Here is a 12,812-nt window from a genome sequence, read left to right on the forward strand (position 1 = left end):
ATCTGGGCCCGCATACTTGCCGAAGCAGGTACGCTTTGAATTTCAGGAAAGAAGGAGATCATATCAAAAATAATGTCACTTCCAGCGGCTTGCTGGATGAATTCGAAGGCTCGGTTCAGGGCCATCGCGACGGACATGGCTTCGTGCAACGCGACGACGGCGAAGCCGACATCTATCTGCCCCCCAACGAGATGCGCGCGGTCCTGCACAAGGACCGCGTCAAGGCGCGCGTGGTGCGGCTCGACCGCCGCGGTCGCCCCGAAGGGCGCGTGGTCGAGATCATCGAGCGCCCCGAGCAGCCGATCATCGGCCGCCTGCTTCACGAGGGCGGCATCTGGCTCGTGGCTCCGGAGGACAAGCGCTACGGCCAGGACGTGCTGATTCCCAAGGGCGCGACCGGTCCCGCCAAGGTGGGGCAGGTGGTCGTGGTGCAGCTCACCGAGCCGCCCGCGCTCTTCGGCCAGCCCGTGGGACGGGTGAAGGAAGTGCTCGGCGAGATCGACGACCCCGGCATGGAGATCGAGATCGCGGTGCGCAAGTACGGCGTGCCACACGAGTTCTCCGAAGCGTGCCTGGCCGAGGCCAAGGCGCTGCCCGAGAAGGTGCGTCCGGCCGACAAGAAGGGCCGCGTCGATCTCACCGACGTGCCGCTGGTCACGATCGACGGCGAGGACGCGCGCGACTTCGACGACGCCGTGTACTGCGAACCCGCGAAGGTCGGCCGCGGCAAGGGCTGGCGCCTCCTGGTTGCGATTGCGGACGTCAGCGCCTATGTGCGCACCGGCTCGGCGATCGACGTCGATGCCTACGACCGCGCCACCAGCGTGTACTTCCCGCGCCGCGTGATTCCCATGCTGCCCGAGAAGCTCTCGAACGGCTTGTGCTCGCTGAACCCCGAGGTCGAGCGCCTGTGCATGGTCTGCGACATGCTGGTCGCGGCCGATGGCGAGATCTACGCCTACCAGTTCTATCCGGCCGTGATGTTCAGCCACGCGCGATTCACGTACACCGAGGTAGCTGCCATCCTCGGCAACACGCGCGGCCCCGAGGCGGCCAAGCGCAAGGACCGCGTCAAGGACCTGCTGAACCTCGCCGACGTCTATAAGGCGCTGCTCAAGCAGCGCGGCAAGCGCGGCGCGGTCGACTTCGAGACCACCGAAACGCAGATCATCTGCGACGACGCCGGCCGCATCGAGAAGATCGTGCCGCGCACCCGCAACGAGGCGCACCGCCTGATCGAGGAAGCGATGCTCGCGGCCAATGTCTGCAGCGCCGATTTCATCGCCGAGGGCAAGCATCCGGGCCTGTACCGCGTGCACGAGGGCCCGACGCCCGAGAAGAAGGAAATCCTGCGTGGCTACCTGAAGGCGATGGGCGTGGGCCTGAGCATCACCGACGATCCGGCGCCCGGCGAGTTCCAGGCCATCGCCGAGGCGACCAAGGAGCGCCCCGACGCGCAGCAGATCCACACCATGCTGCTGCGCTCGATGCAGCAGGCGATCTACACGCCGATCAACAGCGGCCACTTCGGCCTGGCCTACGAGGCCTACACGCACTTCACGAGCCCGATCCGGCGCTATCCCGACCTGCTGGTGCACCGCGTGATCAAGGCCATCCTCGGCAAGACGCGCTACCAGCTGCCGATGCTGCCGACGCCGGGCGAGGCGCATGCCAAGCTCGCCAAGCGGCTGGCCTCGCGCGTGAAGGCGCCGACCACCAAGCCGCAGAAGGCCACGGTCGCACCGACCAAGGAAGTGCAGGCCTGGGAAGCCGCCGGGCTGCATTGCAGCGCCAACGAGCGCCGCGCCGACGAGGCCAGCCGCGACGTCGAGGCCTGGCTCAAGTGCAAGTACATGCGCGAGCACCTCGGCGAGGAATACGGCGGCGTGGTCACCGCGGCCACCACCTTCGGCATCTTCGTCACGCTCGATGCGATGTACGTCGAGGGCCTGGTCCACATCACCGAGCTCGGCGGCGAATACTTCAAGTTCGACGAGATGCGCCAGGAACTGCGCGGCGAGCGCACCGGCATCCGCTATGCCATCGGCACGCGGGTGCGGGTGCAGGTCAGCCGCGTCGACCTCGACGGCCGCAAGATCGATTTCCGCCTGGTGCGAGAGGGCGAGGAGCTCACCGCGCGCGCCATGAAGGACAAGGGTGCCGCGTCCGGCGGCGTGCCGGTCAAGGCCTCGGCCAAGCGCAGTTCGCGCCAGAAGGCCGAGGCACCGAGCGGCGGCACCCGCGCCGCCGGGCGGGAACCGGCCGCGGGCGGTCCGCAGTCCGCGATGCAGGCTTTCAAGTCGGCGGTCAAGAAGGCCGCCAACAAGATGAAGGGGCGCAAGACGCGCCGCGGCTGAGTGCCCCTTTCATCGACATCCATTCCATTCGAATCCATGAACACGCCGAGAAGGAGACAACGGGCATGAGTACAGACAAGAACAAGGGCATCGCGATCGTCACGGGGGCCGGCACCGGCATCGGCCGCGCCGCGGCGCTGGCCCTTTTGGGCGACGGCTGGAGCGTGGCCCTGGCGGGCCGCCGCCTCGAGCCGCTCGAGCAGGTGGCCGAGGAATCGGGCGCCGGTGCGCGCGCCTTCGCGGTGCCGACCGACGTGGCCAGCGCCGAGTCGGTGCAGGCGCTGTTCGGCGCCACCGTCGAGCGCTTCGGCCGCGTCGACCTGCTGTTCAACAACGCGGGCGTCGGCAATCCGCCCGGTTCCTTCGAGGACTGGACGCCCGAGCAATGGCGCGGCGTGGTCGACATCAACCTCAACGGGATGTTCTTCTGCATCCAGCAGGCCTTCCGCACGATGAAGGCGCAGACGCCCAAGGGCGGCCGCATCATCAACAACGGCTCGATCTCGGCCACCGCGCCACGGCCGAACTCGGCCGCCTACACGGCGACCAAGCATGCGGTCGAGGGCCTGACGAAGACGGCGTCGCTCGACGGGCGCAAGCACGACATCGCCGTGGGCCAGATCGACGTCGGCAACGCCATGACGGAGCTGGCTGCGCGCATGGCCAAGGGCGTGCCGCAGGCCAATGGCGAGCTCGCGGTGGAGCCGCTGATCGACGTGAAGATCGTCGGCCAGTCGGTGCTCTACATGGCGAATCTGCCGCTCGAGGCCAACGTGCTGTTCCACACGGTGATGGCGACGAAGATGCCCTTCGTCGGCCGCGGCTAGAAGCTGGTCAGCGGGGCGACTGGCGTGCGAGCGCGCCGGCCGTCAGCGGCGGCGCGTCGGCCGGCCAGCTGTCGGCCAGGTGACCGTGATGCCAGGCCGCTTCCCAGGCGGCGTCGAAGGCGCTGCGGCCCGCCGCCAATCCCGCCCCGACCATGCCGGCGAGCACGTCGCCGGTGCCGGCGCTCGCGAGGCGGGCATTGCCGGTCGGATTGAGGACGGGCGCCGTGCCCGCGTCGTCGGCGACGATCGTTCCTGACCCCTTGAGCACCACGACGGCGCCCGTCTGCGCCGCCAGCCGGCGCGCGGCCGCCAGGCGATCGGCCTGCACCTCGCCGGCCGTGCCGCCGAGCAGGCGCGCCGCCTCGAGCGGATGCGGCGTCAGTACCGTGGCGCGGCCGCGTTTCGTGCGCGCCTTCAACTGAGTCCGCAAGCCGTCGTCGCTCGCGATCGCGTTGAGCGCATCGGCATCGAGCACCAGCGCGCGGGCGGTCGACAGCGCGCGCGGCAGCAGCTCGCGCACCGCGGTGCCGCCGCCACAGCCGCAGACCACGGCCATCGCCGAGAGATCGAGCGAACGCGCGTCGCGCAGCATCAGTTCGGGCTGTGCGAAGTCGACCGGCGCCGCGCCCGGATCGAGCAGGCCGACGAAGGTGCGGCCCGCGCCCGCATGCAGCGCGGCGGAGCCCGCCAGCAACGCCGCGCCGGCCATGCCCGACGCGCCGCCGATCACGGCCACGTCGCCATAGCTGCCCTTGTGGGAGGCGTGGGCGCGCGGGGCGAGCGATGGGGCGCCCGGCAGGCGCGCCACGGGCGGTTCGCCTGTCACGCCGCAGCCGAGGTCGTCGAACCAGATCTCGCCGGCCGCGTCGCGGCCCTGGGCTGTGAAGAGGCCGGGCTTCAGGGTCAGCAGGCTCAGGCAGATGCGCCGCGATGCTACGCTTGGCGCCAGAAGATCGTCGCCGTGCGAAAGCGTGCCGGTGTCCGCATTCAGGCCCGATGGCACGTCCACCGCGAGCACGGGATGCGCCTCGCCATGCATGCGGCGCAGCCACTCGGCCATCGCGCCTTGCGGCGGGCGGGTGGCGCCGATGCCGAGCAGCGCGTCGATCGCGAGCTCGTAGCGCGTGGGCGGCTCCGAGGCGAAGACGACGCCCGCATCGCGAGCCCGCTGCAGCGAGGCTTTCGCGTCGGCCGGCAGGCGGGCCTCGTCGCCTGCGAAGCTGACGACGACCTCGACCCCGCGCTGCCGCAGCTGCGCGGCCGCCTCGAAGCCGTCACCGCCGTTGTTGCCCGGCCCGCAGGCCACCCAGACGGTGCGGGCGTGCGGCGCGATCGCCATCGCGAGCCGTGCCACGGCCAGCCCGGCGCGTTGCATCAGCGCGTGGGCGGGTAGGGCGGTCGCGGCGGCCTGTTCGATGCGGCGCGTGGCAGCGAGGTCGAACAGGTCGGCTGCGGTGGCGGAGGTGATGCGGTGCATCGGGCGATTCTGCCCCTGCCTATGATCGCGCGATGAAACGTCTGGGGCTCCTCGGCTGGCTGATCGCGCTGCTGCTTGCGTGGTTCGTGGCCTTCGTTGTCACCAGCATGGTGCTGGGCGAAGGCCTGGCTTGGGCGCTGGGGTGGCTGGCCATCGTCTGGGCCGTGTTCCTGCTGGCCGAATCGCTGCGATGGGTGCCGCTGCGCGACCTGGCCTGGGCCGCGAGCGTGGGCTGGGGCTTCGGGCTGATCCGCTGGCTCGATCCCATGATCGATGGCGCCGCGGGTGCGTGGCGCTGGCTGCTGATGGCGGCGGACCTGCTGTGCTTGGCCGTCTGCGTGCTGGTTGCGCCCGCATTGCTGTCCGGGCTGGCCCGGCGTCTGCGGCCGCCGGAGCCGCCACCCTTGCCAGTGGAGAGGCCGGCCGCCCATCCGCGGCAGTGGGGCCCGAAGGACGAGGCCTGAGCCTCAGCTTCCGAGTCGCTCGACGCCCAGCCCTTCGAGGTCGACGCCAGGGTCCTGCCCGGCGATCAGATCGGCCACCACGCGCGCGCTGCCGCACGACAGAGCCCAGCCGCTGGAGCCATGGCCGAGGTTGAGCCATACGCCTGGAATGCCGCTCGCGCCGAGCACTGGCGGCCCGTCGGGCAGCATCGGCCGTGCGCCTTTCCACTGCTGCACGCCCGATTGCAGGGTCGCCGCGCCCGGGAACCAGTCCTGCAGCACCTTGTAGAGCGTGAGGATCGCGGGCTGGCTCAAGGTGTCGGCCGAGCCGCCGATCTCGGCGCTGCCCGCCACGCGCACGCGCTGGCCGAGGCGCGAGATCGCGACTTTGTAGCGTTCGTCCATGATCGCGCTGCGCGGTGCGTTGAGCGGCTCGCGCACCGGCGCACTCACCGAATGGCCGTAGACCGGCGCCATCGGAATCCGCAGGCCGAGCGGGCGCAGCAGCGAGGCCGAGCCGAGCCCGGCGCAGACCACCACCGCATCGAAGTGCAGTGCATCGGAACCGCTGGCCAGCGACAGCGAGGTGGGCGCGGCGCGGCTCAGCGGCGCGATGTCGCAATTGAAGTGGAACTGCGCACCGAGCGATTCGGCCTCCCACTTGAGCAGCAGCGCGAACTGGCGGCAGTTGGCGACCTCGTCCTCGGGCAGGTGGATCGCGCCGGCCAGTGGCGTGTCGGGATTGAGGGCGGGCTCGATCAGCCGGGCCTCGTCGGCATCGACCTCACGGAACACGCTGCCTGCGCTGCGCAGCACCTCGAGACCGGGCTGGACCAGCTTGCGCTCGCGCTTGGAGCGCAGCAGCACCAGGTAGCCATCGCTGCGTTCGTAGTTGAGCTCGCGGGCCTCGCTGACCTCGTGCAGCCGTGTACGGCTGTAGAAGGCCAGGCGCTGCATGCGCGCGCGGTTCGCGAGGTAGGTCTCGAGCTTGCAGGCCTTCTGCCAGCGCGACATCCAGCCGAGGTCGCGCGAGGACAACGGCCAGCGCAGCTTGATGGCGCCGTGCGAGGACAGCAGCGAGCGCAGCACCTTCAGGCGCATGCCGGGCGCCGCCCAGGGCGTGACGTAGCCGGGCGCCACCACGCCGGCGTTGGCGAAGCTGGCCTCCTCGGCGGCGGCGCCCCGGCGTTCGAAAACGGTCACTTCATGGCCGTCGGACGCCAGCTCCCAGGCGGTGGTGACACCGATGATGCCGGCGCCCACGATCGCGATTTTCATTGAGATTCAGGATAAAAAAGAGTGCTGACGCCCATCTGACGAAGGTGCCTAGCTATTGTTTTTGCAGCAGCCATGCCGTCTCGTCGTGCAGCGCAGCATGCCAGAGCATTGGCACCCCGGGGCGTTCCCCGGGTACACGGCGGGGCATCGGGGGCGCGCATCCGTCGAACGGCGTCCGACGGGCGGCTGGAAGGTGGGGCTTCGGGATCTGGCAAGGCGTGCGGGGCAGGGGTGTCCGAGGTGCGTGCTATACTCTTTGGGTTTCGCTCACGCGGTACTTCATCTGTCAAGACGGAGCGCCACGCCGACGAAACACATTCGCAAACCAGCCCAATCAAGGTGTTGCGACCTCGCTGATGCAGCGTGGCCGGCCAAGCCGGCATGCAGTGTCCAGCGGAGTGCAAAAACGGGCTGGATTTTAGACCCAACCTTCGGAGTAACTTCAATGTCCGTCACCATGCGCGAAATGCTGGAAGCCGGTGTCCATTTCGGTCACCAAACCCGCTTCTGGAACCCCAAGATGGCCCCGTTCATCTTCGGTCATCGCAACAAGATCCACATCATCAACCTGGAAAAGTCGCTTCCGATGTTCCAGGATGCGGCCAAGTACGCCAAGCAGCTGACGGCCAATCGCGGCACGATTCTGATGGTCGGCACGAAGCGTCAGGCGCGCGAAATCGTCGCCGCCGAAGCCCGCCGCGCCGGCGTGCCCTTCGTCGACACCCGCTGGCTCGGCGGCATGCTGACCAACTTCAAGACCGTCAAGACCTCGATCAAGCGTCTGAAGGACATGAAGGCCCAGCAGGAAGCTGGCCTCGACAGCCTGAGCAAGAAAGAGCAGCTCACCTTCACCCGTGAAATCGAGAAGCTCGAAAAGGACATCGGCGGCATCCAGGACATGGCTGCGCTGCCCGACGCCATCTTCGTGATCGACGTGGGCTTCCACAAGATCGCCGTGGCCGAAGCCAAGAAGCTCGGCATTCCGCTGATCGGCGTGGTGGACTCCAACCACTCGCCCGAAGGCATCGACTACGTGATCCCCGGCAACGACGACTCGTCGAAGGCTGTCACGCTGTACGCCCGTGGCATCGCCGACGCGATCATCGAAGGCCGCAACAGCGCGACCAGCGACGTGGTCAAGGCCATCGCCGAAGGTAGCGACGAATTCGTCGAAGTCGAAGAAAGCGCTTCGGCCTGAGCTGCGCGTCCCCGCGCCTGAAGAAGGGGCTTCGTTGCCCCTTTTTTTTAATCTGATTTTCTGAATACGGAGAGAAACAATGGTTGCAATCACCGCAAGCATGGTCGGCGAACTGCGCGCCAAGACCGACGCGCCGATGATGGAGTGCAAGAAGGCTCTGACCGAGGCCGACGGCAACATGGAAAAGGCCGAAGAGCTGCTGCGCATCAAGCTCGGCAACAAGGCTGGCAAGGCCTCGAGCCGCATCACCGCCGAAGGCGTGGTGGCTGCCTATGTCGACGACGCCGCCGGCGCGATGATCGAGATCAACTGCGAAACCGACTTCGTCACCAAGAACGACAGCTTCCTGGCGCTGGCCAATGCCGCCGCCAAGCTGGTCGCGCAGAACAACCCGGCCGACATCGCCGCGCTGGGCGCGCTGGCCTACGAGCAGGACGGCTTCGGCCCCACGCTCGAGGACGTGCGCAAGGGCCTGGTCGGCAAGATCGGCGAGAACATGAGCTTCCGCCGCTTCAAGCGCTTCGCCGGCAACGGCAAGCTGGCTTCGTACCTGCACGGCACGCGCATCGGCGTGGTGGTCGAGTTCGAAGGTGACGACGCTGCCGCCAAGGATGTCGCGATGCACATCGCCGCCATGAAGCCGGTGTCGGTCGCTGCGTCGGACGTGCCGGCCGAGCTGATCGAGAAGGAACGCGCCGTGGCCGCGGGCAAGGCGGAAGAAGACCGCAAGACCGCCGAAGCCGAAGGCAAGAAGCCGCAACCCGCCGACATCGTTGCCAAGCGCATCGAGGGCGGCGTGCAGAAGTTCCTCAAGGAAGTCTCGCTGCACAACCAGCCGTTCGTGAAGAACGACAAGCAGACCGTCGAGCAGATGCTCAAGGCCGTCAACACCACCGTCAAGGGCTTCACCCTGTACGTGGTCGGCGAGGGCATCGAGAAGAAGGTCGACGACTTCGCTGCCGAAGTCGCGGCCCAGGTCGCAGCCGCCAAGGCCGCTGCCTGAGACCGTCCCCCGCCAGAAGGCGACAGCGTGCAGGTGCATGCTGTCGCCTTTTCACCGCCAAGCCCTACACTCGCCCCCGCTCACTCTTAAAGGAAATTGCCCATGTCTGATCCCCGCCCAGCCCACAAGCGAATCTTGTTGAAGCTGTCGGGAGAGGCACTGATGGGCGACGACGCCTTCGGCATCAACCGCGCCACCATCGTGCGCATGGTCGCGGAAGTGGCCGAGGTCGTGAACATGGGCGTCGAGGTGGCGGTCGTGATCGGCGGCGGCAACATCTTCCGCGGCGTCGCGGGCGGCTCGGTCGGCATGGACCGCGCCACGGCCGACTACATGGGCATGCTGGCCACGGTGATGAACTCGCTGGCGCTGGCCGATGCCATGAACAAGCAGGGGCTGGTGGCGCGCGTGATGTCCGCCATCGCCATCGAGCAGGTGGTCGAGCCCTATGTGCGGCCCAAGGCGCTGCAGTACCTCGAGGAAGGCAAGGTCGTGGTGTTCGCCGCGGGCACCGGCAACCCCTTCTTCACCACCGACACCGCCGCCGCGCTGCGCGGCGCCGAGATCGGCGCTGAGCTGGTGCTCAAGGCGACCAAGGTCGACGGCGTCTACAGCGCCGACCCGAAGACCCATCCCGACGCGACGCGCTACGCCAGCCTGACCTTCGATCAGGCCATCGCGCAGAATCTCGGCATCATGGACGCGGCAGCCTTCGCGCTGTGCCGCGACCAGAAGCTGCCGATCAAGGTGTTCTCGATCTTCAAGAACGGCGCGCTCAAGCGCGTCGTCATGGGCGAGGACGAGGGCACGCTGGTGCATGCCTAGGAGTATTTGAGAATGACCATTGCCGATATTCGCAGCACGACCGACGCGAAGATGAACCAGTCGATCGCTGCCTTCCAGAACAACCTCACCAAAATCCGCACCGGCCGTGCCAACGCCGCGCTGCTCGACTCGATCCATGTCGAGTACTACGGCTCGCAGGTGCCGCTGAGCCAGGTGGCCAACGTGTCGGTGCTCGACTCGCGCACGCTGAGCGTGCAGCCCTGGGAAAAGGGCATGGGCGCCAAGATCGAGAAAGCCATCCGCGAAAGCGACCTGGGTCTCAACCCGGCCTCGATGGGCGAGCTGATTCGCGTGCCGCTGCCGGCCATGAGCGAAGAGCGCCGCCGCGAGATGACCAAGCTGGTGCGCAACGAAGGCGAGAGCGCCAAGGTCGCGACGCGCAACCTGCGCCGCGATGCCAACGAGTCGGTCAAGAAGCTGGTCAAGGACAAGCTGGCTTCGGAAGACGACCAGAAGCGTGCCGAAGCCGAGATCCAGAAGGTGACCGACCGCCACATCGCGGAAATCGATCGCCTGATCGCGGCCAAGGAAGCGGAGATCATGGCCGTTTGAGGCTGCCCATGGCCGCCTCCAAGCCGCAGACCATTCCCCACCACATCGCCATCGTCATGGATGGCAATGGCCGCTGGGCCACGCGGCGGTTCCTGCCCCGCGTGGCAGGGCACAAGCAGGGCGTGGAGTCGCTGCGCCGCTGCGTCAAGGCCTGCGTCGACCGCGGCGTGCGGGTGCTGACCGTGTTCGCCTTCTCCTCGGAGAACTGGAACCGCCCGCCCGAGGAGGTCTCGGGCCTCATGGACCTGATGGTCGGCGCGCTGGCACGCGAAGTGCCCAAGCTCGGCCGCGACGGCGTGCAACTGCGCTTCGTCGGCGAGCGCGGCGGCCTGTCGCCGAAGATGGTCAAGGGCCTGATCGACGCCGAGAACGCCACGGCGATGAACGACCGCCTGGTGCTCAACGTGTGCTTCAACTACGGTGGCCGCTGGGACATCGCCCAGGCCGCCGCCAAGCTGGCCGAGCGCGGCGAGCCGCTGACCGAGCTCAACCTCGACCGCGCGATGGCGCTCGCCCACGTGCCCGATCCCGACCTGTTCATCCGCACCGGCGGCGAACAGCGGCTGTCGAACTTCCTGCTCTGGCAGAGCGCCTACGCCGAGCTGTTCTTCAGCGACAAGCTCTGGCCCGAGTTCGACGAGGCGGCGCTCGACGAGGGCATCGCCGCATTCCAAAACCGCGAGCGCCGCTTCGGCAAGACATCGGCACAGGTCACGACCAACGCCCGATCGCGCCAGACGGCCTGAACCTCTCTCCCCGGACGACCCCGCTGCATGCTCAAGCAACGCATCCTCACGGCGATCGTCCTGCTGGCGATCCTCCTGCCGGCGCTTTTCTATCCTTCCTACGTTCCCTTCGGCTGCGTGATGCTGGTGCTGATCGGCGCCGCGGCCTGGGAGTGGGGGCGCCTCAATGGCTATGGCCAGCGGGTGTCCGTGTTCCTCGGCCTCGAGATGGTGGTGTTGTGCGCGCTCTCGTGGTGGCTCGGACTGCTCGAGCGGCCGCTGCTGCTGCTGTGGACGCTCGCCAGCGCCGCCTGGGTGCTCGGCGGCGCGGCGCTGCTGCGCGCCGCGGTGCCGGGCTGGCCCAAGGTGCCGCGCGGCATCCGCCTCGTGGGCGGGCTGCTGGCGCTGTGGGTGGCCTGGCTGGCCGCGGTGCAGGCACGCCTGATCGGGATCAACTTCCTGCTCTCGATCCTGGTGCTGGTCTGGGTCGCCGACGTCTTCGCCTATTTCGCCGGCCGCGCCTTCGGCCTCAAGTTCACGCGGCGCAAGCTCGCGCCCGCGATCAGTCCCGGCAAGAGCTGGGAAGGCGTCTGGGGCGGCATGGCGGGCGTGGTGGTGCTGGCGCTGGCCTGGGTCTGGGCCGATGCCTCGGCGCAGGCCGCGGTGGCCAGCCTCTACAGCCGGCTGGCGACGCGCGGCTGGTGGCTGCTGCTGCTCGGCGTGGTCTTCCTGGCGGCGATGAGCGTGGTCGGCGACCTGGTCGAATCGCTGATCAAGCGCAGCGCGGGCGCCAAGGACAGCAGCCGGCTGCTGCCCGGCCACGGCGGGGTGCTCGATCGGGTGGATGCCCTCTTGCCCACGCTCCCCATTGCAATGATGCTGGCTTTTCTGTGAACACTTCCCCCAGACAACGCGTGACGGTGCTCGGCTCGACCGGTTCGGTCGGCGTCAGCACGCTCGACGTCATCGCGCGTCATCCCGAGCGCTTCGAGGTCTTCGCGCTCTCGGCCGCCACCAAGGTCGACGAGATGCTCGCGCAGTGCGCGCGCTTCTCGCCGCGCTTCGCGGTCATGGCGAGCGAGGCCCATGCGGCCGCGCTGGCCGAAAAGCTCCAGCAGAACAATCTGCCGACCCGGGTCCTGTCGGGTGCCGGTGCTATCGAAGAGATAGCGTCGCACGACGAGGTCGATGCCGTCATGGCGGCCATCGTCGGCGCCGCGGGCCTCGGCCCCTGCCTGGCGGCCGCGCGCGCCGGCAAGCGCCTGCTGCTCGCCAACAAGGAGGCGCTGGTGGTCGGCGGCGACCTGTTCATGCGCACGGTGCGCGAGGGCGGGGCGACGCTGCTGCCAATCGACAGCGAGCATTCGGCCATCTTCCAGTCGCTGCCCGAGGATCCCGCCACCTGGGCGCGGCGCATCGACAAGATCATCCTCACCGCCTCGGGCGGCCCGTTCCGCACCCGTGCGCCCGACACCCTCGGCAGCGTCACGCCCGAGCAGGCCTGCGCCCATCCCAACTGGGTCATGGGGCGCAAGATCTCGGTCGACTCGGCCACCATGATGAACAAGGCCCTCGAGGTGATCGAGGCGCGGCACCTGTTCGGCGTGGCACCCGAGCAGATCGAGGTGGTCATCCATCCGCAGAGCGTGGTCCATTCGATGGTGCAGTTCACTGACGCATCGATCCTCGCCCAGCTCGGCACGCCCGACATGCGGGTGCCGATCGCCGTCGGCCTGGCCTGGCCCGAGCGCATCGAGAGCGGTGCGGCGCGGCTGGATTTCCGCCAGTTGGCCGACCTGAGCTTCGATGCGCCCGACGCGGCGCTCTTCCCGGGCCTGGACCTGGCCTGGCAGGCGTTGCGCGCGGTGCCCGGCACCACGGCCGTGCTGAATGCCGCCAACGAGGTCGCGGTCGAGGCCTTCCTGGCGCGCCGGCTGCGCTTCGATCGCATTCATGCGGTCAACATGGAAACTTTGGAGGCGGTCGCGCCCTCCAAGCCGGCGTCGCTGGCCGATCTGCTGGCCATCGACGCCAGCGCCCGCGCTGCCGCGAATGCCGCGGCGCTGCGCCTTTCCGCCTGACGCCTCGCGCGTCACCGATTTCAAG

General features: G+C 68.4%; 12 protein-coding genes. 10 read left to right on the forward strand and 2 right to left on the reverse strand.

The window, feature by feature from the left end:
* The first annotated feature begins 89 nt into the window (after positions 1 to 89).
* Both rnr and AC07PU_RS13425 read left to right on the forward strand, forming a co-directional pair.
* A complete protein-coding gene (rnr, locus tag AC07PU_RS13420; RefSeq protein ID WP_495318053.1) occupies positions 90 to 2,357 on the forward strand; it encodes a ribonuclease R in 2,268 nt (755 codons plus the stop codon).
* A gap of 65 nt (positions 2,358 to 2,422) precedes the next feature.
* Entirely contained in the window at positions 2,423 to 3,184 is a 762-nt protein-coding gene (locus tag AC07PU_RS13425) for an SDR family oxidoreductase (protein ID WP_209541413.1), read from the forward strand.
* A gap of 7 nt (positions 3,185 to 3,191) precedes the next feature.
* Here AC07PU_RS13425 and AC07PU_RS13430 read toward each other — a convergent pair whose 3' ends face one another.
* Positions 3,192 to 4,661 (reverse strand): NAD(P)H-hydrate dehydratase, encoded by a 1,470-nt coding sequence (locus tag AC07PU_RS13430; protein WP_495318055.1) that lies wholly within the window; start codon positions 4,659 to 4,661, stop codon positions 3,192 to 3,194.
* A 32-nt stretch (positions 4,662 to 4,693) separates the two neighbouring features.
* On the opposite strand from AC07PU_RS13430, the gene AC07PU_RS13435 reads away from it, so the two are divergent.
* Positions 4,694 to 5,125, forward strand: a complete 432-nt coding sequence (locus tag AC07PU_RS13435) for a hypothetical protein (protein ID WP_495318057.1) — start codon at positions 4,694 to 4,696, stop codon at positions 5,123 to 5,125.
* 3 nt (positions 5,126 to 5,128) lie between these two features.
* Here the strand turns inward: AC07PU_RS13435 and AC07PU_RS13440 are convergent, their stop codons facing one another.
* Positions 5,129 to 6,382, reverse strand: a complete 1,254-nt coding sequence (locus AC07PU_RS13440) for a D-amino acid dehydrogenase (protein WP_495318059.1) — start codon at positions 6,380 to 6,382, stop codon at positions 5,129 to 5,131.
* A gap of 445 nt (positions 6,383 to 6,827) precedes the next feature.
* On the opposite strand from AC07PU_RS13440, the gene rpsB reads away from it, so the two are divergent.
* From rpsB to ispC, 7 genes are all read left to right on the forward strand, one after another.
* Complete coding sequence (gene rpsB / locus AC07PU_RS13445; protein ID WP_093342273.1) at positions 6,828 to 7,580, forward strand: 30S ribosomal protein S2; 753 nt, start codon at positions 6,828 to 6,830, stop codon at positions 7,578 to 7,580.
* A gap of 79 nt (positions 7,581 to 7,659) precedes the next feature.
* Positions 7,660 to 8,583 carry a translation elongation factor Ts gene (tsf, locus tag AC07PU_RS13450; protein ID WP_093342272.1) on the forward strand — a complete coding sequence of 308 codons (924 nt, stop codon included), beginning with the start codon at positions 7,660 to 7,662 and terminating at the stop codon, positions 8,581 to 8,583.
* A gap of 102 nt (positions 8,584 to 8,685) precedes the next feature.
* Entirely contained in the window at positions 8,686 to 9,408 is a 723-nt protein-coding gene (pyrH, locus tag AC07PU_RS13455) for a UMP kinase (protein WP_057591659.1), read from the forward strand.
* A gap of 12 nt (positions 9,409 to 9,420) precedes the next feature.
* Positions 9,421 to 9,981 carry a ribosome recycling factor gene (gene frr / locus AC07PU_RS13460; RefSeq protein WP_093342271.1) on the forward strand — a complete coding sequence of 187 codons (561 nt, stop codon included), beginning with the start codon at positions 9,421 to 9,423 and terminating at the stop codon, positions 9,979 to 9,981.
* An 8-nt stretch (positions 9,982 to 9,989) separates the two neighbouring features.
* Positions 9,990 to 10,727, forward strand: a complete 738-nt coding sequence (uppS, locus tag AC07PU_RS13465) for a polyprenyl diphosphate synthase (RefSeq protein WP_490878528.1) — start codon at positions 9,990 to 9,992, stop codon at positions 10,725 to 10,727.
* Between the two features lie 27 nt (positions 10,728 to 10,754).
* Positions 10,755 to 11,600, forward strand: coding sequence for a phosphatidate cytidylyltransferase (locus tag AC07PU_RS13470; protein WP_495318063.1), 846 nt, complete (start codon positions 10,755 to 10,757; stop codon positions 11,598 to 11,600).
* On the forward strand, positions 11,597 to 12,787 hold the full coding sequence (ispC, locus tag AC07PU_RS13475; RefSeq protein ID WP_398499079.1) for a 1-deoxy-D-xylulose-5-phosphate reductoisomerase: 1,191 nt from the start codon (positions 11,597 to 11,599) through the stop codon (positions 12,785 to 12,787). The genes AC07PU_RS13470 and ispC overlap by 4 nt, the downstream gene beginning before the upstream one ends.
* Positions 12,788 to 12,812 lie beyond the last annotated feature (25 nt).

The organism is Variovorax sp. GW821-FHT10D07 (assembly GCF_059415325.1).